General features: G+C 64.6%; 19 protein-coding genes. 7 read left to right on the top strand and 12 right to left on the bottom strand.

The features are described 5' to 3' along the window. Both KPL76_RS07710 and KPL76_RS07705 read right to left on the bottom strand, forming a co-directional pair. Nucleotides 1-1,086 carry a galactitol-1-phosphate 5-dehydrogenase gene (locus KPL76_RS07710; RefSeq protein ID WP_216331925.1) on the bottom strand — a complete coding sequence of 362 codons (1,086 nt, stop codon included), beginning with the start codon at nucleotides 1,084-1,086 and terminating at the stop codon, nucleotides 1-3. A gap of 100 nt (nucleotides 1,087-1,186) precedes the next feature. Continuing rightward, nucleotides 1,187-2,170: a substrate-binding domain-containing protein gene (locus tag KPL76_RS07705; RefSeq protein WP_216331923.1), complete on the bottom strand. Its 984-nt coding sequence runs from the start codon at nucleotides 2,168-2,170 to the stop codon at nucleotides 1,187-1,189. Between the two features lie 235 nt (nucleotides 2,171-2,405). On the opposite strand from KPL76_RS07705, the gene KPL76_RS07700 reads away from it, so the two are divergent. Continuing rightward, complete coding sequence (locus tag KPL76_RS07700; RefSeq protein WP_216331921.1) at nucleotides 2,406-2,813, top strand: DUF4190 domain-containing protein; 408 nt, start codon at nucleotides 2,406-2,408, stop codon at nucleotides 2,811-2,813. Between the two features lie 146 nt (nucleotides 2,814-2,959). Here KPL76_RS07700 and KPL76_RS07695 read toward each other — a convergent pair whose 3' ends face one another. Both KPL76_RS07695 and KPL76_RS07690 read right to left on the bottom strand, forming a co-directional pair. Continuing rightward, complete coding sequence (locus tag KPL76_RS07695) at nucleotides 2,960-4,672, bottom strand: amidohydrolase (protein ID WP_216331920.1); 1,713 nt, start codon at nucleotides 4,670-4,672, stop codon at nucleotides 2,960-2,962. Beyond that, a complete protein-coding gene (locus tag KPL76_RS07690) occupies nucleotides 4,669-6,279 on the bottom strand; it encodes an MFS transporter (protein WP_216331911.1) in 1,611 nt (536 codons plus the stop codon). Before KPL76_RS07690 ends, KPL76_RS07695 begins: the two co-directional genes overlap by 4 nt. 138 nt (nucleotides 6,280-6,417) lie before the next feature. Between KPL76_RS07690 and KPL76_RS07685 the strand changes: the two genes are divergently transcribed. Further along, nucleotides 6,418-7,668 carry an amidohydrolase gene (locus KPL76_RS07685; protein ID WP_216331909.1) on the top strand — a complete coding sequence of 417 codons (1,251 nt, stop codon included), beginning with the start codon at nucleotides 6,418-6,420 and terminating at the stop codon, nucleotides 7,666-7,668. A gap of 24 nt (nucleotides 7,669-7,692) precedes the next feature. Here KPL76_RS07685 and KPL76_RS07680 read toward each other — a convergent pair whose 3' ends face one another. The 3 genes from KPL76_RS07680 to KPL76_RS07670 all read right to left on the bottom strand — a co-directional run bounded on the left by KPL76_RS07680 (nucleotide 7,693) and on the right by KPL76_RS07670 (nucleotide 12,186). Further along, entirely contained in the window at nucleotides 7,693-10,191 is a 2,499-nt protein-coding gene (locus tag KPL76_RS07680) for a glycoside hydrolase family 65 protein (RefSeq protein ID WP_371733879.1), read from the bottom strand. Nucleotides 10,192-10,196: 5 nt separating this feature from the next. Beyond that, nucleotides 10,197-11,048, bottom strand: a complete 852-nt coding sequence (locus KPL76_RS07675) for an HAD family phosphatase (RefSeq protein WP_216331906.1) — start codon at nucleotides 11,046-11,048, stop codon at nucleotides 10,197-10,199. Between the two features lie 118 nt (nucleotides 11,049-11,166). Then, nucleotides 11,167-12,186 carry an alpha/beta hydrolase gene (locus KPL76_RS07670; protein WP_216331904.1) on the bottom strand — a complete coding sequence of 340 codons (1,020 nt, stop codon included), beginning with the start codon at nucleotides 12,184-12,186 and terminating at the stop codon, nucleotides 11,167-11,169. A 163-nt stretch (nucleotides 12,187-12,349) separates the two neighbouring features. Between KPL76_RS07670 and KPL76_RS07665 the strand changes: the two genes are divergently transcribed. Next, nucleotides 12,350-13,798 carry an MFS transporter gene (locus KPL76_RS07665; RefSeq protein ID WP_216331902.1) on the top strand — a complete coding sequence of 483 codons (1,449 nt, stop codon included), beginning with the start codon at nucleotides 12,350-12,352 and terminating at the stop codon, nucleotides 13,796-13,798. A gap of 47 nt (nucleotides 13,799-13,845) precedes the next feature. Continuing rightward, nucleotides 13,846-14,241 (top strand): VOC family protein, encoded by a 396-nt coding sequence (locus KPL76_RS07660; protein ID WP_216331900.1) that lies wholly within the window; start codon nucleotides 13,846-13,848, stop codon nucleotides 14,239-14,241. A 28-nt stretch (nucleotides 14,242-14,269) separates the two neighbouring features. On the opposite strand, the gene KPL76_RS07655 is transcribed toward KPL76_RS07660, so the two are convergent. From KPL76_RS07655 to KPL76_RS07645, 3 genes are all read right to left on the bottom strand, one after another. Continuing rightward, entirely contained in the window at nucleotides 14,270-14,662 is a 393-nt protein-coding gene (locus KPL76_RS07655; protein ID WP_216331891.1) for a hypothetical protein, read from the bottom strand. 36 nt (nucleotides 14,663-14,698) lie between these two features. Then, the gene (locus KPL76_RS07650; RefSeq protein WP_216331889.1) at nucleotides 14,699-15,694 is read right to left on the bottom strand and encodes a GDSL-type esterase/lipase family protein; all 996 of its coding nucleotides are present in this window, start codon (nucleotides 15,692-15,694) and stop codon (nucleotides 14,699-14,701) included. A gap of 209 nt (nucleotides 15,695-15,903) precedes the next feature. Further along, nucleotides 15,904-17,403: an MFS transporter gene (locus tag KPL76_RS07645; RefSeq protein WP_216331886.1), complete on the bottom strand. Its 1,500-nt coding sequence runs from the start codon at nucleotides 17,401-17,403 to the stop codon at nucleotides 15,904-15,906. A gap of 124 nt (nucleotides 17,404-17,527) precedes the next feature. On the opposite strand from KPL76_RS07645, the gene KPL76_RS07640 reads away from it, so the two are divergent. Then, a complete protein-coding gene (locus KPL76_RS07640) occupies nucleotides 17,528-18,184 on the top strand; it encodes a TetR/AcrR family transcriptional regulator (RefSeq protein ID WP_216331884.1) in 657 nt (218 codons plus the stop codon). A gap of 237 nt (nucleotides 18,185-18,421) precedes the next feature. Next, the gene (locus KPL76_RS07635) at nucleotides 18,422-19,258 is read left to right on the top strand and encodes an undecaprenyl-diphosphate phosphatase (RefSeq protein ID WP_216331882.1); all 837 of its coding nucleotides are present in this window, start codon (nucleotides 18,422-18,424) and stop codon (nucleotides 19,256-19,258) included. A gap of 50 nt (nucleotides 19,259-19,308) precedes the next feature. On the opposite strand, the gene KPL76_RS07630 is transcribed toward KPL76_RS07635, so the two are convergent. Further along, nucleotides 19,309-20,700: an NtaA/DmoA family FMN-dependent monooxygenase gene (locus KPL76_RS07630; protein WP_216331880.1), complete on the bottom strand. Its 1,392-nt coding sequence runs from the start codon at nucleotides 20,698-20,700 to the stop codon at nucleotides 19,309-19,311. A gap of 102 nt (nucleotides 20,701-20,802) precedes the next feature. Here KPL76_RS07630 and KPL76_RS07625 point away from each other — a divergent pair, with 102 nt between their 5' ends. After that, nucleotides 20,803-21,948: an NAD(P)-binding domain-containing protein gene (locus KPL76_RS07625; RefSeq protein ID WP_216331878.1), complete on the top strand. Its 1,146-nt coding sequence runs from the start codon at nucleotides 20,803-20,805 to the stop codon at nucleotides 21,946-21,948. Here KPL76_RS07625 and KPL76_RS07620 read toward each other — a convergent pair. After that, nucleotides 21,899-22,531: a TMEM175 family protein gene (locus KPL76_RS07620; protein WP_253201944.1), complete on the bottom strand. Its 633-nt coding sequence runs from the start codon at nucleotides 22,529-22,531 to the stop codon at nucleotides 21,899-21,901. The genes KPL76_RS07625 and KPL76_RS07620 overlap by 50 nt on opposite strands. Nucleotides 22,532-22,564: the final 33 nt, after the last annotated feature.

Genomic DNA, 22,564 nt, shown 5'->3' with positions numbered 1-22,564 from the left:
TCATCCAGCGTTCGGGAAGAAGAGAACTTTGGAGCTAAAGATAGACCTGTCGGCCAACTGCTTCATCGTCTCGGGCAGCGCATCGAGCCCCAGTTCGTGCGTGATCATGAACTGCCACTTGAGATCGCCGGTCGAAAGCTTGGCCGCCGACTCCGTCCATTCCTTACCAGGGAACGGCGCAGAGAAGGAATTCCAGCTCCCGTACAGGCTCACTTCGTTGCGAAGAAAACCACTGAATGCCGCTTTGTCGAGCTCCACCGGCCGGTGCGGAATGCCGATGAACGCGGCCTCGCCGTGACGGGCGGCCAGTTTCACTGCAAGCGCAATCGTCTGCGGCACTCCTGCTGACTCGATGATGACGTCGTAGCCCTTGCCAGCGTGCGCGAGAGCCTCCTCATCGTTGGTGGCGGTGTGCGTTGCGCCGGCCTCACGTGCCATGTCCGCCTTCTGCTCGTTCACGTCGACGGCCAGCACGTCAGTGGCGCCGAGCAGTCGTGCCCATTGAACGGCGAACAAGCCGATTGGGCCAGCGCCGATGACGGCGACACGTGATCCGGCTGTCAGACGAGTGCGCCAGATGGCGTGCAGCGCGATCGCCGCAGGATCAATCATTGCTGCTGCCCGAGGGTCGAGCCCCTCGGGCATGATCAGCGCGTTGTCGGCAGGAACGACGACATATTGCGCATACGCACCGTCACGACGGCTGCCGAAGTAGTCGTAGTCCTCACAGAGGCTGAAGTGCCCCTCGAGGCAGCTCTCGCATTTGCGACACGGCAGCAGCGGCGGCACCGAGACGAGGTCACCGACGGTGAAACCTGTGACATCGTCGGCGGCGAACACCACGTGCCCGGAGAACTCATGACCGCAGATGAGCGGGAGCCGGTAGGGTGCCGAGAAGTTCATCCGCGGTATGTCCGACCCGCACACTCCGCAGGCGGCGACCTTCACGAGCAGATCCCCGGGGCCCGGGGTCGGGATCGGTACCTGCTCGATTCGCACGTCTCCCACATCGTGAAGAACTCCCGCTGTCATCTCGCCGGCGAGGGGCGCATTCGAAAGGTGAGTGGAGAGGAGTTCGTCTGTCATGAGATTCTTCCGGTTGATCGCAGCGTCACCGCGAATGAGTGGTGGTGGGAGGGGCCCGGCGATTGGTTCTTCACCGAGCCCCGACCACAGAGGGGTGTGGCTACTTCTTCGCCTGCGCGAACAGGGTCGTGCCGACATAGCTGGCGGCGTTGCCCTTGTTGACCAGCGCAGTGCCTGCGTCGATCTCTGCGTCGACTTTGTCGCCCTTAGCTGCGGAGATTGACGTCTTGGCGGCAATGGCTCCCAGTGAGATCGGGTCGTTCAGCGCAGTGGCGACGTACTGACTGCCGTCGGCGATCGCCGACACGGCTTCACTGAGCCCGTCGACACCGGAGACCAGAACGTCGGTGCGGCCGTTCTCCTTCAGAACCTGAAGTGCACCCAGAGCCATGTCGTCATTGTGCGCGTACACCGCTTTGACATCGGGGTTCGCCTGCAGGAGGTCCTGCATTGCCGTGACCGCGTTCGCACGGATGTACTCGGCGTACGGACCCTGCACGATCGTCACGGCAGAGTTGCCGGCGAAAGCGTCATGGAAGCCCTTCGAGCGATCCATAGCGACCGTACCGCCTGCATCGCCCTGAATTTCGACGATCTTGCCCCCCGAAGCCCCGAGAGCTTTCGAGAGTTCCTCGCCGACGAGCTTGCCCATCGCGACGTTGTCACGACCTACGTGCGCAAGCGAGCCTGCCGCTGACCTGTCGACGGTGATGACAGGAATGTTGGCGGCCTTCGCAGCAGCGATGCTCGGCGCAATCCCCTGAGGGTCGACCGGGTTGATGAGCAGGACGCTGACCCCCTTGGTGATGAGGTCCTGGATGTCGTTGTTCTGTTTTGTGACGTCGCCGTTCGCGTCAACATAGACGAGGTCGGCTCCTTCTGCTTTGGCTTCCGCCTTCACACCGTTACCGAGTTCGACATAGAAAGGCGACTGCTGTGTCGCCTGACTGAAGCCGATTGTCACGGTCCCGGTGGTTCCGGCTGATCCTGTGCTCGCTGCACCACCGGGCGTGGTGGACACGGAACAAGCGGACAGGATGAGTGCGATGGGAATGAGTGCTGCAAAGCGCAATGATTTTTTCATCTGAGCCTCCTTGGTCAGAACGGAATACCTCACGGTACGGGGAGACACGGCCCAGTCTCCACTTCTGTAGGACTTTTCGCTCTTAAGAGCAACCGATGCGTTTGTGCTCGCACTTATGAGCGCTGAGGCTCAGCCGACACCTATCGCAAGTGACAAAATTTCCGATAGCTTTACATCGCCTGAGCATTTGCCCAGAATTCGCAACAAGACTCGCAACCCGTCGAAGGAGATGCTGATGACCGACTTGAATGGCAACCAGCTGCCGCCCACACCCCCAACACCGCCTGCCGCACCGGCGTACTCTGCTCCTGCGCAGCCCGCCGCGCCTGTCTACGCCCAGCCCGCCACACCGGCGTCGGTACCCGGCAAGACACTCGGTATCGTCGCTCTGATCGTGGCGATCTTCTTCAACATCATCGGCCTCATCCTCGGTATCGTCGCCCTGGTGCAGTCGCGTCGCGTCGGTGCCAAGAACGGCCCTGCTGTTGCTGCGATCATCGTCGGCGCCGTGCTGTTCATCCTCGGCATCGTCATCGTCATCATCGCGGTCACTGCCGGTGCCGCAGCGATCAACAGCCTGTGCCAGGGCCTGCCCTCAGGCACGAGCACACTGTCGAACGGTGTCACGGTCACCTGCCCGTAACACCAGCTCCACGCAGAAGAGGGTGCCGTTCTTCGGGACGCCACCCTTTTCTGTTGGCGCTTGTCAGGGGGCATTCTCTTGACCTTGCACGTCTCTTTCTCGCGCCTGGCTTGGTTGTGCGCCTTTCGTGCTTGTACGCGGAACCTTCAGCAGCGGTGGCCAGAAGCGACGTGCGCCGACAGATCGGCGTGTTGCGCCTGGTCGACCCCGTGCGATTCACCCATGAACACATCCAGATCGATGCGGCCGCCCCCGAGCCAGGTGCCGAGCACCATCACGTCTGTCGCGAGCGTTCGCGGGTCGACGTCGTACGGATCTGCCGAGAGCTCCACGAAGTCGGCCAGCTTTCCCACGGCAATCGAACCCACGAGGTGGTCCCGCTTCAAAAGGAACGCAGCGTTGATGGTCTCGGCCGCCAGTCCTTCGTGTACTGAGATGGCCTGGTTCGCCCCTCGAAGTGCGCCGCTGCGTGTGCGGCGCGTCACCGCTGTCTGGACGTTGAGCAGGGGGGTAGGCGGCGTCACCGCGCCATCATTGTGAAACGACACCGTGGCACCCGAGCTGAACGCGTCCCTGAACGCCTGCCACTGCGAGCCGTACTCCGATTCGAACATCTCGCCGTCGAGCATGTCGCCCCAGTAGTAGAACTGGAACGGCCCCATCGAAATGGCCACGCCCAGTCTCGCGGCGCGCTCGAACTGGTCTTTGCGCCCGGCTCCCACATGCTCCACCCGCCAGCGGTGATCGGTGCCGAGAAGCCGGTACTTCACCAGCGCCCGTTCGATCGCGTCGAGCACGATGTCGAGCCCGAGGTCGCCGTTCACGTGTACGGAGATCTGCCAGCCAGACAGCGCGTGTTTGTCGAGAATGGCGTCGAGGTCTGCACGTGAGTAGTTCATGGCGTGCTCGCCGGCCACCGAGCGGTCGATCTTCGCGCGGCGTGTCGTCTCGGTGTCCAGGTACCCGAACGATGTGGCCACGTTGCCGATCCACGGCGAGCCATCGGCCCACAGTTTGATGCCCTGTTTCACCAAGAGTTCTGTCGAGACGTCAGAGACCAGCGGCTCGGCGCAGCTCGCCTCGACCGAGACGTGGTAGGCCGAGAGGCGCAGCGGCACGTTCGACATGACGGCGAGCGCCTCGTATGCGCCCTTGAGCTGGTCGTTGTACGTCATCTCGCTCGCCGAGGTGATGCCCGCCTCGGCCATGAGCCGGTAGAACGCCATCGCCGGGTGCAGCGGGTTGCCGCCGAGCTTCGCCATCACCGGCATGACCACGGCGAGTACGGCCGGCAGTTCATACGCGGTGCCGTCGAGTGAGCCGTCGGTGTTGCGGCCGAACGAGCCGCCCACCGGGTCTGCGGGTGGCTGGGCATCCCACCCCTGGCTGGCGATCAGCGCGGTGGTGAAGTAGACACCGTGGCCCGAGTTGTCGGCGACAGCAACCAGCCGTTCGCCGAAGATGGCGTCGAGCGACAGCGCGGTCGGATGCTCGATGCCATGCAAAAGCGCATCGAAGCCGTTGAACAGCAGGGGCACATCGGCCGGGGTTGCAGTGATCGCTTCGGCGAAGATCGCGAGCACGTCATTCCACGTCGGCGCATCCCACGGGGAGATCGACCTGGCCGGCGCCTGCGTGGCCTGACCAGAGACGATCGGATGCCCGTGGGACTCGATGAAGCCGGGCATGAGTACGGCGGCCCCCGTGTCGATGACCTGCGCACCGGGCAACGCTTCCTGCGCCTCGGCGAGCGATCCGACGGCGACGATGACTCCGCCCGAGACGGCGACGGCTTCGGCGCGCGGCAGAGACTCATCCATCGTGATGATGGTGCCGGCGGTGAGGATCGAATCAGTCATGACTGGCCTTTCTGAGGGGGAGATGTCTGGACGGGCTGTGCAAGAAAATCGTCGACGGGAATGCCGGCCTTCTTCGAGCGGAGCGAGAGGAACATGAGAACCCCCGCAATGGCGACGACGACAGCGACGATCACAGAGGTCGACTGGAAGGCGTGCGTGTAGATGGCCGCCATGTCTGCCGGGCTCACTGACTGCAGCGCGGTGTTCGTCGTGGTGCCCGATTCGAGGTAGGCAGTGATGTCGTTCCAGTTGCCCTCACCGGTCACGGCCCCGTTGGTGGCTGAATCCACGCCGCGGAGGGTGAACATCGACACGAGAACCGTGGTCCCGGTGAGCCCGAGCGCGTAGCCGAACTGGCCGACGGTGACCTTGCTAGAGGTGACCGGCCCGTAGAACTTCGCGGGGGCGAGGGAGATGAACAGGTTTCCCTGGCTGGTTGCGTTCATCATCCACCCCGCACCGGCGAGGAGCATGCCCGGCACGAAGATGATGTACCCGGCGGTGGGTGTGACAAGCAGAAAGGAGAGAAAGCCGACGACCATGAGGCCGTACCCCACGAGCGCCATGGTGCGCGGCAGAACACCCTTGCCAAAGGCTGCGCCGGCGGCGATCGACCCGGCGATACCCGCCAGCGACATCGGCAGGCTGGCTAGGCCCAGCACACCGGTCGGCAGATGCGTGACGTACTGGAAGAGGTTCGGCAGCATCTGGCTCATGCCCGCTGCAGCGAAGTTCCAGAAGACGCCCATGATGACGGCGCCGAGAAATGCAGGGTGTGCGAGCAGACGCACGGGAAAGACCGGCGCTGCGACCCTGTTCTCGACGATGGCGAACCCAGCGAAACCGATGATTCCGATCAGGATCGGCAGCCAGAAGGTCGGGTGGCCAACGCCCGCATTTGCGTTGCTCAGGCCGAAGAGCACTCCAGCGACGCCGGCTGCCAGGAGAGTGAGACCCGCGATATCGACCGAACCTCCGGCCAGGCGCCTGACTTTCGGCAGGATCGCAGGGATGAACGGAAAGCAGATCACCGAGACGACCGGAAGGATGAGATAGGCCAGCCGCCAATTGACCGCGACAAGCACTCCGGTGAGAACCATTGCGACAATCGGCAGGATGCCGTTCACGACGTTGAACAGGGCCATCGCCGGGCCCATCGCGGTGGGGCTCGACACTTCGCGCAGCATTCCGTATGCCGCACCGAAGGTGACTCCCAGCGCAACGCCGGCGATGACCCTGCCGAGCAGATAGGTTGCGGCATCGGGGCTGACTGCGGTGAGCAGCTGGCCCACCGAGGCCACCAGAATCGACACCAGGAGCACGTTGCGACGGCCGAGGCGGTCGGCGAGAAGGCCGCCGGGGATGACCGTCGCTGCGAGCGCGAGCGTGGAGATGCCCGCGGCGAGCGACTGTACCGAGGCGGAGAAGTGCAGTTCGTCAGAGGCCTTCACCAGGGCGAGCGACGAAATCAACGGGTCGGCAACCTGGATCGCGCCCAGCAGGCCGAGCAGGATGACCGGGCCGCGCTTGAACCCGGTTGCCGGTGCTGAGTCATAAGGAGCCGGAGACGCAGACGGAGCGGATTCAGGGGGGTCTGCAGCTGACATCGGGCTCCTTTGACGAATCGGTCGCCCATTCTTAGCAGCAAACCACCCCCGAGCGGGGGATTTTTTCGAAGATCACGTGCCGATCCGATCTTCACGGCACCGATGCGCACGCTGGGCTCAGACCCTATGCTCAGCAGCATGAACGAGTCGCTCGAAGCGGTCTACCGCGATCTGCACGCACACCCCGAGCTCGGCATGGCCGAACACCGCACAGCGGCAATCATTGCGCAGCTGATGACAGAGGCCGGCCTCGAAGTGACGACCGGCGTCGGCGGCACAGGGGTCGTTGCTGTACTTCGAAACAACGTCGACGGTGATGACGGCCCCGTCGTGGGCCTCCGCGCTGACATGGATGCCCTCCCGATCCTGGAGCAGACCGGGCTCGACTACGCCAGCAGGGCGACCGTACGCGGCGACGATGGCGTCGAAATCCCTGTCATGCACGCGTGCGGCCACGACATGCACGTCACCTGTCTGGTCGGTGCCGTGCAACACCTGGTCGCCTGCCGGCACGAATGGCGAGGAACAGTCGTCGCGATCTTCCAGCCCGCCGAAGAGACTCTCGCAGGTGCCCAGGCCATGGTCGTCGACGGCATTGCAGACCGCTTCCCGCGACCGGAGATCCTGCTGGGGCAGCATGTTGCTCCCCTGCCGGCCGGCGTAGTGTCGCTGCACTCGGGTACCACCCTGGCCAGCGTCGACAGTTTCGACATCACCTTCACCGGCCGGGGAGGGCACGGTTCGAGGCCGCAGACCACGATCGACCCGATCGTCGCAGCGTCGGCCACGGTGATGCGGTTGCAGACCGTGGTGGCGCGCGAAGTGGAGCCCGGCACCCTCGCCGTGGTCACCGTCGGCACGTTCCACGCCGGAACGAAGAACAACGTGATTCCTGCTACCGCGAAGATCGGTGTGAACGTGCGCGCACTCGACGCCGACACGCGGGCGAAGGTGGTCGGGGCGATCCGCCGCATCGCCTCGGCCGAGGCGCTGGCCTCCGGAATGGTGGTCGAGCCGATCTTCACCATCGGGGAGAGCGGCGATGCCACGGTGAATGACGCGGTCTCGACAGAGCGGCTCCGCGCACGGTTCGCGCGTGAATTCGAGCCTGACGGTGAATCAGGAGCGCGCACCGTACTCGACATCGGCGCGGCGTCGGGCAGCGAAGACGTCGGAGAACTGGCCAACGCTTTCGGAGTGCCGCTGGTGTTCTGGTTCTTCGGCGGCAGCGACCCCCAAGCGTTCGCCGCGGCAGTGGCGGCGGGCCGGGTCGACGCCGATGTTCCCAGCAATCACTCGCCGTACTTCGCCCCGGTCATCCGGCCGACCATCGACGCCGGAGTGCAGTACCTGACCGTCGCGGCGCTCGAATGGCTCGCGCCCGTGTGAGGCCTCGCGGCCACCCGCGCGCGCTCACTCCGTCTGGATGTACTCCCCCGGCAGGTCGATGACGTCGGTCGGCATGGTGGCCACGATGACTGACCCGTCTGCGCGGAGGCTGCCCTCGATGTCGCTCGTGCTCGGTGCGCCTTCGAGCGCAGGAGGCTCGTTGGTGAGGGTGACTGTCACTGCCTTCTCGGCGGTCACGACCACTCGTCGGCCACGCACGTAGACTTCGACGCCGTCGCCCGATTGCACGGTGAAGGTCATGTCCTCGGGCGTCAGGGCCACCAGCAGCCTCGAACCGCGGATCGTCACCCGGAAGACGAGCGACTCCCATTCCTCCGGCAAGCGGGGATCGAAGGTGAAGGTCCCGAGGTAGTCCCGCATTCCACCGAACCCGAAGGCCAGCGCACTCCACACGCCACCCGTCGACGCGACGTGCACGCCGTCTGAGGAGTTGTGGTGCAGGTCGCCGAGGTCGACAAAGAGGGCTGCCTGAAAGTACTCCAGCGCCAGGTCGCGGTAGCCGACCTCCGCCGCGACGATCGACTGGGTCGAGGCCGAGAGGGTCGAATCCCCGGTGGTCAATGCGTCGTAGTACTCGAAGTTGCGGCGCTTCTCCTCCTGGCTGAACTCGTCGCCCTGAAGCAGCAGGGCAAGCACGACGTCAGCCTGCTTGATGACCTGGAAACGGTAGATCACGAGCGGGTGATAGTGCAGCAGAAGCGGGTGTTTCGACGCCGGAGTGTTCTCCAGATCCCACAGCTCCTTCTCGAGGAACTGCGAATCCTGCGGGTGGATGCCCAGTTCTTCGTCGTACAGGATATGCATGGCCTCGGCAGCGGCCGCCCACTCGACGACCTCCTCGTCGCGAAGCTCGAGCCGGAAGGCGATGCGAGCGTACTCGTCGGGCGACGTCTCGCGGATGCCGGTGCACCGGCGCACAGCAGCCCGCAGGTTCGCCCGGGCCATGACGTTGGTGAAGAGATTGTCGTTCACGACCGTGGTGTACTCGTCGGGCCCGGTCACCCCGTGGATATGGAACGACTGCTTGCCGTTGCTGCGCCAGAACCCGAGGTCGGCCCACATGCGAGCCGTCTCGATCAGAATGTCGATGGCGCCCCCGGCGATGAGGAAGTCCTCGTCACCGGTGGCAGAGACGTACTGCGAGAGCGCATGGGAGATGTCGGCGTCGATGTGGTACTGGGCGGTACCGGCCGCGTAGTACGCCGAGGACTCGAGCCCGTTGATGGTGCGCCACGGGAACAGGGCGCCCAGCTGGTTGAGCTCTCTCGCGCGGTCTCTCGCCGCGTCGAGCATGCCGTGCCTGAACCGGAGGGCGTTCCGGGCGACAGTCGGCGAGGTGTAGGTCAGAAAGGGCAGCACGTAGATCTCGGTGTCCCAGAAGTAGTGGCCGCCGTACCCCGAACCCGAGACACCCTTGGCCGCGATTCCGCCGCCGTCGGTTCGCGCGGTCGCCTGGGCCAGCTGGAAGATGTTCCAGCGCACCGCCTGCTGGATCGCGGGCTGGCCCTTCACCTCGACATCGGAGCGCTGCCAGAACGCATCGAGCCACTCGCGCTGGCGGTCGAAGACCTCCTCGATCGGCGCTTCAGCGATGCGGTCGAGGGTGCGGTCGCAGCGATCGGCCAGCTCACGCGTAGGCACGGCCTGGGTCGTGTAGTACGTGATCGTCTTCACCAGCCTGATCGGCTGGCCCTTCTTGGCCCGGATGCTGTACACGTGTTTGGCCAGATCGTCGTCGATCTGCGAGCTTTCAATATACTCGTTCCCGGTTTCGAGACGATGGTCGGTGCCACAGGCGATGGTCATGCCTGAATTCGCGGCACGGTAGCCCAGAATGTACCGGCCACCCTCTGCCTTCTTGAACCGTGGCAGCAGCACCCGGTCGGCGAACGCAGCCGCGCGCCGCGGGTCGTCGATCGGATGCTCGGAGTTCGCTGTCGCCGCGTACTCGTCGACCCAATCCTGCCTGTTCAGGGTCTGGCTCGACAAGACGACGGACGCGTCGCTGTCGAGGAGGGTGACCTCATAGTCGACGACGGCCAGGTGGCGGTCGGTGAACGAGGTCAGTCGCTTCGAGTGCACGAGCACCCGCTTGCCTGACGGCGTGCGCCACTCGATCTCACGGTGGAGCACCCCGGTACGGAAGTCGAGGCGACGCTCGTACGAGATGCAGTCCGCCTCGCCGATGATGAAGGGTTCATCATCCACATAGAGCCGGATCAGCTTGGCATCGGGCACGTTGACGATCGTCTGGCCGACCCGCGCGAAGCCGAAGGCCTCTTCGGCGTGCTTGATGGCCCAGGTGTCATGAAAACCGTTGATGAAAGTGCCGTTGGAGTGGCCGCCGTAGCCGCCCTCTGCATTGCCGCGCATGCCCAGGTAGCCATTGCCGACAGCGAAGAGCGTCTCGGTGTGCCCCTGGCTGGCGGACTCAAAGCTCGACTCGGTCAGCGCCCATTCATCGATCGGGAATCGATAGCGGTCGAGTGGATCGGAGGTCACGGTGTTCACTGTCTGGGACCTTCCGGGTACGTCGGGGTGCTGTGGGCGGGTTGAGTGAGTGCGGGTTCTGAGCGTGCGGGTTCTGAGAGTGCGGGTTCTGAGATTTCAGGTTCTGAGAGTGCAGTGACCAATTCCGCCAGATCGCTCACGACGATGTCTGCGCCGGAGTCATAGAGGCCCTGCGCACCGACACCACGGTCGACACCGACCACGAGACCGAAATCGCCTGCTCGTGCGGCCTGCACTCCGGAATGGGCGTCTTCGATGACGGCGCATTCCGCGACAGTGAACCCCAGAAGTTCCGCGGCGTAGACGAAGGTGTCGGGTGCGGGCTTGCCGGGCAGGCCGGTCGCGTCGGCGACCATTCCGTCGACGACTATGGCGAAGTGCTCGCTGAGCTGCGCCGCGATCAGCACGCTCACCGCGTTGCGTGAGCTGGAAACGACAGCAACTGCACGACCGGAGGCGATGGTGGCATCGAGGAAAGCGACGGAGCCCGGGTAGGGAACCACGCCGACGGTGTCGAGAATCCGGAAGAACTCGTCGTTCTTGCGGAGCCCCAGTCCCCAGACGGTCTCGTCGAGCGGTGAATCGTCGGGGGTTCCCTCCGGCAACACGATGCCGCGCGAGGCGAGAAGTGCGCGCACACCGTCAATTCGCGGTCGCCCGTCGATGTACCGGTAGTAGTCGTCGTCACTGTACGAAGGCACGACTCCGCGGGCGGCCAGAAACGGCTCGAAGAGCTTCGACCAGGCAACGACGTGGATGTCGACGGTGGGGGTCAGCACACCGTCGAGGTCGAACAGAACGGCCCGGATCTCGCCGAACCGCGAATGTTGCCCAACCTCGGCCGTCATGCAACTCCCTCGGGTCAAATGAACAGGCTGACGTCACCCGCCGGCTGGGCCTTCACCCATCGACGGGCACAGCCCACTGATTGACAGAATAGTGTCAAACTGCAAGCGCGTTCACGCCCTATTTGTCGAAGCCGTCGACGAACGCCACACTCGCCTCTGAGATGGTCGTTCTGGCGTCGTCGTGCGTCGTCGTGGGCTGGCCGTCTCCGGACTGTGGCCCGTAGTCGCCGAAGAAGGCGTGCACCCCCCCTTCGACCACGACGAACGTCGTATCGGCCGGCAGCAGCTTCTTCGATTCGGCGATCTTCGCCGGTGTTGCGAGGCCGTCGTTCGAACCGGAGATGGACAGCACCTTCGCGTTGAGCGACGTGCTCATGTCGGTCGCGGGGTAGGAGGCGAAGAGCAGCAGGCCGACGACGGGAGGTGACGTGGGAGCCGAGCTGGTGGATGCTGCGCCTGCCGTTGCTGGAGGCGGGGCTGAGGCTGAGACACTGAACGATTGCGCATCGATCGCCGCAACCGTGCCGCCGAGGGAGTGCCCGCCGACCACCCAGCGCGTGACGGCCGGATAGGAGGTGCGGGCCGATCCGAAGGCCGTGATCGCCAGGAACGCGATGCCGAGGGGCTGCTTCGGGATCACCACGATGTGACCGGCTTCGGCCAGCGGCCGGAGCACCGCGGCGTAGGCCCGGGCATCCACCCGCGCACCCGGCTGGAAGAACACTCCCGTCGGGCTCACCGCGCCAGTTGGCGTCAACACGATCTGCAGGGCGTTCTCCGACACGCTGACGCCTGTACCAGACACAGCGCTATCGGAATTCATCGCCGTGAGCGCGGGCTCGACAGCAGACGACGGCACCAGCCATGCTGCGACCGCGATCACCGCCGCCCCCGCGACGATTCCGATGCCGCGCAGAACAACGGCCCTGCGTCGCTGCGGCCGCGCCTTTCTCCGCCAGGACCGGAACGCGACGAGGAACGACACGACGAAGACCACGACCAGGAGGATCGTGTACGCCGGATGACCGTGGATGAGCATTGCCCCGGTCGCCACCGCGGCCCACAGCGACACGATCACGCCCAGCGTCGAAACCACCCGTATTGCCCACAACCCGACACTGTCGACTCTGCTCACCATGCACACATTCTGTACCAGCGGCAGCGCGATACGACACGCAGTGCGACACTCCGCCGAACCTGGCTTTTCATCTGCCGTTTCAAGACGGGTAGGCTCGTCACGCCGAGGACGCGAGACACCCCCCGTTCGAGCGCGGCAGTCGTCTCAACAGAGAGAAGTATTCGTGCCACATCGGCTCGTAGTCGTCGTCATCCTGATCGTCGCTTCGTTCATGGATCTTCTCGACACGACGATCGTGAACGTCGCGCTGCCGTCGATCCAGGAAGACCTCTCGGCCTCGGCCGCCCAGCTCGAATGGATCGTCAGCGGGTACGTGCTCGCCTACGCGGTGCTGCTCATCACCGGCGGCCGGCTCGGTGACATCTTCGGGCGCAAACGGCTCTTCCTCCTCGGTGTGGCGGGCTTCACGCTGGCGTCGGCCGCGAGCGCTGCCGCGGGCACGGGCGACGCACTCGTCACCTTCCGGATCGTGCAGGGGCTGTTCGCGGCCCTGATGACGCCGCAGGTACTGTCGGTCATCCAGGTGCTCTTCTCACCGAAGGAGCGGGCACCTGTCTTCGGAGCACTCGGGGCCATCTCGGGCCTCGCGGCCGTTGCGGGCCCGCTCGTCGGCGGGGTGCTGGTCTCCGGCGACGTGTTCGGTCTGGGCTGGCGCACGGTCTTCCTGATCAATGTTCCCGTCGGGATCGTGCTCTTCATTGCGGCTCTCATCGTGGTACCCGAATCCCGGTCGGCCGACTCTCCACGGCTGGATCTGCCCGGGGTGTTCCTGGTGTCACTCGGGTTGTTCCTGGCGGTCTTCGCTCTCATCGAGGGGCGTGAGCAGGACTGGGCCCTGTGGATCTGGATGATGCTCGGAGCCAGCCCCGTCATCCTGGCCATCTTCGTGGTCTACCAGTCGTGGCGGGACAAACGCGACGGCTCTGCCCTCGTGCCCCCGAGTCTGTTCAACAACCGGGGCTACAGCGCCGGAGTCATCACCCAGTTCGCCCTCTCGTCGTCGATCGGTGCCTTCTTCCTGATTCTCGTTCTGTACCTGCAGGTCGGCCTGCACTTCTCGGCCATCGATGCCGCCCTCGCGGCACTGCCATTCAGCATCGGTGCACTCGTGGGCAGCTTCATCTCGGTGCCCCTCGGGCCGCGGCTCGGCAAAGGACTCATCGCCATGGGCGGGGTGGCGCAGATCATCGGACTCATGTGGATCTCGGCCATTGTCAGAGATACCGGTGACGCGCTGGTCGGCCCCGACCTCATCATTCCGATGGCCCTGGCCGGAATCGGACTGACGCTGGAGATCGTTCCCCTCACCGACGTTGCGCTGGCCAACACCACGATCACCAATGCCGGCGCGGCATCCGGTGTCTTCGGAATGGTGCAGCAGGTCGCCGGAGCCCTCGGCGTCGCCATCGTCGGCGTCGTCTTCTTCGGGCTGATCGGCACCACGTTCACCTCTGCAGTGATACGCGACGCGTTCCTCGGAGGCATCTGGGTGCCGATGATCGCGCTCGCGCTCTCGGCGATAGCCGCCATCTTCCTGCCCAGCGTCGCAGCGGTCCGCCGTCACAAGGCAGACGCCGAACTCGCGATGATGGACGCAGCCGACGTGGCCTGAGACGCCTCAGCCTGAGGCGCACGCGCGCCACCCGGTACCGTTGGTGCATGCAGATACTCGGGGTTCACCACGTTGCCGTCATCGCCAGCGACTACGAAGCCTCGAAGGCGTTCTACACCGATGTCGTGGGCTTCACGCTCGAAGCGGAGTACTTTCGGGCAGAGCGTGACTCCTGGATGGGCAAACTCGCTCTGAACGGCACTTACATACTCGAGCTTTTCAGCTTCGGCGCGAAGCCAGGGCCACCTGCGCGACCCAGCAACCCCGAAGCCCTCGGCCTACGCCACCTCGCCTTTGCCGTCAGCGACGTCGATGCGGCTCACGCAGAACTGCGCGCACGAGGCGTCGACTGCGAAGAGCTGCGTACCGACCCGAACACCCTGAAGAAGATGTTCTTCTTTCGCGACCCGGATGACCTGCCGCTCGAGATCTACGAGGCCTGAACGGCATCCAGTCGCGAGACTGGCACCGTCAGGCTGCCGCCCGGATGTCTGACAATTCGAACACGGCGGGTTCGAGCTTCGTGATCTTGTAGCGCATCCTGATGATCACACCGAAGACGACCGGGTGCTTCTTGCGGATGAGCGACAGCCCGGCCTCGGCATCGGGGCCTTCGAGTCGTCTGGCGGTCGCCAGACGTTCAGGCCCGGTGGTCTTGCCCGAGTTCGTTCCCGCAGCAACCTTCACACCCGGAAAGTTACGGATGCGCTTCGCCTTTCCGGAGTTTGCAGCCGTCAGCAGCAGGATTCGTTCGCCGGTGAGCGTCGGGGTGACCGGTGTGGCCACCCAGCTGCCGTCGCGCTTCTGGGTCTGCAGGATGATCGCCGCACCTGCAGCGACGATCTTCGCGTCGGTCTCAGCCATGTGGTGTCGTCTCCTGACTCAGCCCGCTCGCCGACCTTACCGGCCGAGCGCTGCGGCGATGAGCGGCTGCGCGGTGTCGGCCATGAAATCCATGCCCTTGTAGTTGAGGTGCAGCGAAGCGGGGTCGATCACGGGAACACCGGTCGGCGCCAGGGTCGCGTTCACACCGTTGACGTAGGGGTGGCGAACGCAGAGGCTGTCGTCGCTTGACTGCTCGAACGTCGGCACGTAGGTGAAACCGGCGTTGGTCGCCTCTGTCTTGATCGCATTGGCGAACAGGGTCTCGACGCCGTGCAGGAACGGAGTGTCACTGGTGGTGAACGGGTAGCTGTTCGCCGTGGTGATGGGCGAGAAGCAGGTCGGCGTCGGGGCAGAGGGCGCGATCGTCGGGAAGCCGAGCACGAACACCTTGGCGTTCGGCGCTGCCGCCTTGATGGCTGCGTAGGTGGCGCGCAGATCAGGGATGACGCTGAAGTTCACGACGTTCGCAAAGTTGGTGTGCGCGAACGCGAAGTACGACTGGCAGTTCGAGAACGCCGAGAGCGGGGGGAGCACGAGCGGCCCGGTCGGCGACTTCGCGGCGCAGACGGCTGCGATGTCGGTGAACTTGAGTCCGTTGCCACCCACGGTGATGGTGACGAGGTCGGTGCTCGCGCTCAGCGCGGAGGTCTGGATGGGAACGGTGCTGCCGCCGGCCAGGGTCTCCGGCGTCTTCCAGATGTTGTCTGCAGCAGCGCCATCGCAGGTCACGTCGGTGAGCTTGAGCTTCAGGCTGTTCGCAATGTGGTTCGCGTAGTTGTTACTCGAGCGGGCACAGCCGGCCGGGCCGGTGAAGTTCTTCAGCCCGAGACCCGAGGAGTAGGAGTCACCGAGGGCGACGTAGTTGACGATCGTCTTGTTCGACTTGGTCGAGAGCGGGGCGGCGGAGGCAGAACCCGCAGCACCGACAGCGAACAGCGATGCAACCGCCACCGCCGCGAGAACGGTGATCGCCCTCGCGGAGTTTCGGGAACGGAATCGGGTGAGCTTCATGACATACCTTCCGGGCTGCGGGCATCGCCAGCCAACACTGCGTTGTTGAAAAGAGGCGTACTTGCGTAGCGCTCGTCCGGCTTGTCAGCGGTCGCTCAAGCTTGAGAGAACCCTATCGAAGAACTGACCGTTGACCCTGAAAAAATCGGGTGAAATCCGCAGAAACACGGGCCAGAGAGACGATTCCGGCCATTTGTCCCCCGCACGGGTTACACCGCCAGCGCCCCTGTGGAGGCTTCCGCGGGAGCCTCCGCGTGGGCACCCGAGCGGCCCGCCGGCAGGAGCAGCCCGAACAGCGCGGCGAGCGCCAGGGCAGAGGCTCCCACGAACACCGCCGGAACGGCGGCATCCACATAGCCCGTCGGTGTCAGCTGGCCACCGTGACCAGTGAAGACGGCGGTGAGCACCGCGATGCCGAGCGCCACCCCGATCTCACGCACTGTCGAGTTGGTGCCCGACGCCTTTGCCTGGTCTGCGGGCGCCATGTTCACGAGAACAGCAGACGAACTCGGCGCGAACACCAGGCCCATACCGATTCCCGTGAGCAGGAACGGGCCGACCATGCTGCCATAGCTTGCCGTGGGCGAGAGGATGGCCGCGAGCCAGAAGATGCCCACCGACTGCAGCGCGAGCCCCGCGATGATCAGGATGCGCGTGCCCACCCTCGGCGTGATGAACCCGGTCAGCGGTGCGATCACGAGGGGTGCCATGGTCCACGGCATCGTCATGAGCCCGGCTTCGAGCGGTGAGTGCCCCTGCACGATCTGCAGGAACTGGATCAGAATGAAGATCGAACCGAAGATACCGAAGCTGAAGGTGATGCCGATGATGTTCGCCACGGTGAAACTACGGTCGCGAAAGAGTCGCAACGGCAGCAGCGGGGCCGGCGTGCGCGACTCCCAGAGCACGAAGGCAACGAGCAGAACGGCTCCGAGCGCAATCGACCCTGCCACCTCGAGGCTGCCCCAGCCGGCGTCGTTGCCGCGGACGATTCCGTACACCACACCCAGCACACCGAGCCCCACGAGCACGAGGCCGATGAAGTCGGCACGAACCCGGGCCCCGAAGGTGTTGGGCAGTGCGAACAACGCGAGGGGAATCGACAGGATGCCCACCGGCACGTTGATCCAGAAGATGGCCTGCCAGCTCCAGCCTTCGATGACAGCCCCGCCGATCAGCGGGCCGAGAGCAACCCCGAGGCCCGAGATGCCGCCCCAGATGCCGATGGCGAGCGGGCGCAGTCGGGTACTGACCGAGCCGACGAGAAGGGTCAGCGAGAGCGGCATGAGCGCTGCAGCACCGACGCCCTGGAACGCGCGGCCGACGATGAGCATCCACGGCTCGGTGCTCAGCGCAGAGAAAGCCGAGGCCAGCGTGAAGAGGGCGATGCCGAACACGAAGACACGGCGGCGCCCGAGGCGGTCGCCCAGCGCAACGGCCATCAGCATGAACGTCGCGAACGAGAGCGTGTAGGCGTTGATGAACCACTGCAGCTCGGTGATCGACGCGTCGAGGCTGACCCGGATGACCGGCAGCGCACTGGTCATGATCAGGTTGTCGAGCGTGGCCATGAACATGGGCACACTTGCGGCGACGATGGCGAGCCAGATCGGGATGCGGCGGCGGCCGGGCACGGTGGAGTCGGTTGGCTCATCGGGCGAGGTGAGCGATTCTCTGGTGGGCTCGCTGGTGCGAGGTGCGGTGGCCATGATCGTCTCGATTCATCGGGAAGACGGAGAAAAACGGGGAGCAGAGCAGGAAGGAGAGCGGGAAGGAACGTTAGGTTATCGCGCGATAACTTAGACTTTAGTTATCAACTGATACCATGTCAACATGACGATTTCTGCTCAGCACAACGAAGTGCCGCAAGCAGGTTCTCCCGGCGCGACGCGCATGAAGGCCGGCGAGCGCCGGGAGCAGATCCTCCGAGCAGCCACAGAGACGTTCGGCAAGTACGGCTACTACGGCTCGAGCACGGCGCAGGTCGCCGCAGCGGCCGGCGTGAGCCAACCGTACGTCGTGCGCACCTTCGGCACGAAGGAACAGCTGTTCCTCGAGGTCATCCAGCGCGCACTCACGTTGCTCATGAACGCCTTCAGGGAGGCCGTCGCCGACACCGACTCCCCCATTCCTCTCGACAACCGCCTGGGCCTTGCCTATGTGAACCAGCTCTCGGAGCACGGCACCCTGCTGTCGCTGATGCACGGCTTCATTCTGGGTCGCGAACCCGTCATCGGCATGGCAGGGCGCCGCGGCTTCATGGAGGTCTACCGCTACCTGCGCGACGAAGCGGGATTCAGCGTTCCGGAGGTGCAGAACTTCCTGGCACAGGGCATGCTGATCAACACGATGATCGGGCTGCGCATGACGGAGGAGTTCGAGACCGACGCCGACGTCAGGGAACTGATGGAGTGCGCCTTTCCCAACAAGCTCGACCTCGTGCGAGCTGTCGCGGCCGCCGACTCGCTCGACGCTCCTGAAACCGAATAATCCACGGGCGGCCGACTTCGCCCCGATTTCACGCAATCCCGGGGCGCGTCATCCCGAGGCGCGTCATCCTGAGGCGCGTCATCCTGAGGCGCGTCATCCTGAAGGTGTACGACGGGGATGGTCCGCGCGACTGATTCGCCCGGGGAGCACCGGCCGGTAGCGTTGAGCGCGCGCCTGTGTGTGCCGTGAGCAAACTCCGCGGTCGCAGTGCCTCGAGCGAAACGGACACCACACCTCATGAACATCATCCAGGCGATCATCCTCGGAATCGTCGAAGGAATCACTGAGTTCCTGCCGATCTCGAGCACAGGGCACCTCACGATCTTCGAGAAGCTCTTCGGACTGCAGATCGACGACGCCGGAGTGACGGCCTTCACGGCGATCATCCAGGTCGGCGCGATCGTCGCCGTCTTCGTCTACTTTCGCAAAGACATCGCGCGGCTGTTCCTGGCGTGGATTCGCGGGCTCTTCAACGCCGAAGCCCGCGCAGACCACGACTACCGCTTCGCCTGGTACATCATCATCGGCTCGATCCCCATCGGCATCATCGGTTTCGCCGCCAAGGGATTCATCGCCGGCGGGCTCCGCAACCTCTGGGTCGTCGTCGCAGCGCTGGTGCTCTGGAGCATCGTGATGTACGTGGCCGAGCGAGTCGGCAAGCAGCTGAAGGATGAGAAGTCGCTCACCGTGAAGTCGGCGCTCATCATCGGTCTCATGCAGTGCATCGCCCTGATTCCCGGGGTCTCCCGCTCAGGCGCGACCATCAGCGCGGGCCTCTTCCAGGGCTTCAACCGGGTTGCCGCCACCCGGATCTCGTTCTTCCTCTCCATCCCCGCACTCACGGCCGCAGGCGCCTACGAAGCGGCGACCAGTGCCAGTGATGTGAGCGCCTCGGTCGGCTGGATACCCACAATCGTGGCGACGATCGTCAGCTTCCTCGTCGCCTACGTCGCCATCGCGTGGTTGCTGCGCCTCGTCGCCAAGCACCCGATCACGGTCTTCATCTGGTACCGCATCGCCCTCGCCATTGTCGTGTCAGCCCTCATCGTGACCGGCGTGATCTCGGCGACCTGAGCCCGGTTTGCTGGGCTGGGCGGCCGGGAGCTTGGTGACCCGGGCGTAGCCTACTGGCCCGCGATCGCGGGAACCCCGGCCAGGTACTGGGCACCCGGATGATCGTGAGGCAGTCTCTTCTGCCCGACACCGAAGATCCGTTCCCGCAGTGTCGTTCCCCTCTGGTCAGAGGCCGCGTGGTCTGAATTGATGAGCCCGCGCTCCCGCATCACCGGCATCAGCATGTCGATGAAGTCGTCGTAGGTTCCGTCAGGCCCCGGCTGCACCAGGAAGCCGTCGGCACCGGTCTGAGCGATCACGGCCTCCGCCTGGTCGACGACCCGGCCGGGAGTGCCGATGAAGGGCTGGCCCATCACGCCGTTGCGGCGGAACTCCTCGAGGATCTCCCGCACGGTCGGTGCGGGCTTGCCGTTCTCCCCGGCGAACCGCTCGACGTTCGTGCGGCCCTGCTCGGTCTTCACCGTGGAGAGGGGCTTGTCGAGCTCCATCGACAGCAGGTCGAGACCGGTGAAGAACGCATAGGCGGCGGCGGCCCCCTCGAGGGTGTTGAATCCGATCATCCGTTCCCGGAGCGCGAGTGCTTCTTCTTCGGTTTCGGCGGTGATGAAGGTGCCTGCAATCAAAAACTTGATCGCATCGGGAGCGCGGCCGTGCGAGACGGCCCTCGCGCGCAGGTCGGCGATCTGTTCGGCCATCATCTCGGGTTCGGCAGCAAGGAAGACCGCCTCCGCGTAGCGTGACGCGAGATCCCTGCCCTTCGCCGAGGTGCCGGCCTGGAAGAGCACGGGGGTTCGCTGCGGAGATGGCGGCACCGTGAGCAGACCGTGAGCCTGGAAGTACGGGCCGTCGTGTTCGATCTCGTGCACCATCGACGGGTCAGCGTACATGTTGTTCTCTTTGTCGACCTTGAGTGCGCCGTCTTCCCAGGAGCCCTGCCACAGCTTCAGCGCGAGCTGGAGGTGATCTTCAGCGAGCGCATACCGCTCGTCATGCGGGATCATCTTCTCGCCGAAGAGCTTGGCCGAGGAGTTCTGGCCGGCTCCGGTAACGACATTCCAGCCGATGCGGCCCTTGGAGAGGTGGTCGAGGGTGGCGAATCTCTTGGCGAGAGCCTGTGGCTTCTCGATCGTCGTCGAGGAGGTGACGACGAGCCCCAGTTTCGTGGTCACAGCAGCGAGAGCTGAGAGCAGGGTCACCGGGTCGGCCTTCGGAAACAGAAGCGCCTCCTTGATGGCGACGTCGATGACCTGGCCATTCATGATCGGGTACGCGTAGTCGTCCGCGAAGAAGAGGAAGTCGACTCCGGCCTCGTCGAGACGCTTCGCCATGGTGATCCAGTGGTCGAGGTCGAGAAACTCCGTCGAGGTGTTGCCGGGCAGGCGCCAGGCGCCACCGAGGCCCATAGCCTGGAACATGCCGAGCATGATCGTCTTGTCTGTCATGGCTGAACCCCTCTTGGTGAAGAAAGTGAACTGTTTGGTACAACGTACGCTCCGAGTATTTCAGCGGCGTTTCGGCGAACGGTTCCTGCGTAGATTGGTGGAGTGACCCCACCCGCAGAGACCCGGTCAGCAGAGACCCGGTCGGCAGAGCCGAGAGACGTCGACGTCGTCGTCATCGGTGCCGGGCAGGCCGGACTCTCGGCCGGTTACCATCTGAGACGGCGTGGGTTCGACTCCTCTGACTTCGTCATTCTCGACTCCGAAGACGCTGCCGGTGGAGCTTGGCGACATCGCTGGCAGTCCCTCCGGATGGCGACGGTCAACGGCATCTACGACCTGCCTGGCATGCAGAAACCTCCCTTCGCCCCCCAGGAGCCAGCTGCAGAGGTGTTGCCCCGGTACTTCGCCGAGTACGAACGCGCGCAGCAGCTGCCGATCATCCGGCCCGTCACTGTGACGTCGGTTCGACGGGCCGACGCAGACCCGGGCGGCCGGCTGCTGGTCGAGACGCGCGGTGCTGATTCCGAGGGAACCCCGGGAGAGACCTGGTCGGCGGCAGGCATCATCAACGCGACCGGTACCTGGACAAAGCCCTTCTGGCCGAGCTACCCCGGTCGTTTCGACTTCACGGGTCGCCAGTTGCATGTGGCCCAGTACGTCGCCGCAGAGGAATTCGCCGGCCTCCACGTTGCCGTGGTCGGTGGTGGAATCTCTGCCGTTCAATTGCTCGACGAGATCTCACACGTCGCGACGACAAGCTGGTTCACCCGGCGCGAACCGGTCTGGCGCGGCGCGCTGTTCGATTCACGGGCCGGCCACGACGCCGTCGCCCTGGTCGAGCAGCGGGTGCGTGAGGGGCTCCCGCCGCAGAGCGTGGTGTCGGTCACGGGGCTCATCTGGACGCCGTCACTCCGCGCCGCGGCAGAGCGCGGAGTGCTCGACCGGCACCCGATGTTCACGCGGATGGAACCAAGCGGTGTGCAGATGGCCGACGGCACATTTCTACCGGTCGACGTCATACTCTGGGCAACCGGGTTCCGCCCGGCCCTTGATCACCTGGCGCCGCTGAAACTCCGCAACCACAGCGGTGGCATCGAAATGGATGGCACGGCAGTCGCCTCCGAACCGCGCGTGCACCTGATCGGCTACGGCCCGTCAGCATCGACCGTGGGAGCAAACCGCGCCGGCCGGGAGGCTGTCACTCGCCTGACGGCGACGATTCTGCCTCGAACCACTCCTCGGGGATGACCCCCGAACTGCCCACCAGGTAGTACAGAGCGAGCACGATGAGCCCCACCATCATGACAATCGGCGAGAACAGCCCGATGACCGTGGCCACCGGATAGAGCACCAGCCCCACGCCGAAGCGCCGCAGGGCATCCCGTTGCCTGCGTTTGTCGATGTGCTGCCTGATCAGATTCCTGCTGAGGATGCGCTGCAACAGCAGGGTGAAGCACACGCTCATGGCGAACGAAACGGAACCGTACAGAATCACGGCAACCCGGGCATCCGGGCCGCCGTCCTGGATGAACTCGGCGAGCGTCGAGGTGGTGAAGGGAATCGTGCTGATGAAGAGCAACAACAGCAGGTTGTAGAGCATGATGAGTCGATCGACCACGACCACCCGGCGGAACATCATGTGGTGGTTGACCCAGATCGTGCCGATCACGAAGAAACTCAGAACGTAGGCGAGGAACGACGGCCATTCGTCGACCAGCTGCTGGCCGAGCGGAACACCAGTGGTTGCGCTGGTGTGCAGATCGAGCACAAGCAGCGTGATTGCGACCGCCATGACGCCGTCACTGAAGGCCTCGAGTCTCGCTTTTCCCACGGCAACAGCGTAAAGCCCTGGCTGGCAACGGTC

This window comes from Subtercola sp. PAMC28395, from assembly GCF_018889995.1.
Classification (GTDB): domain Bacteria; phylum Actinomycetota; class Actinomycetes; order Actinomycetales; family Microbacteriaceae; genus Subtercola.
Note: the sequence above shows the minus strand (reverse complement) of the source record. Positions and strands in the feature narration are given on the sequence as shown.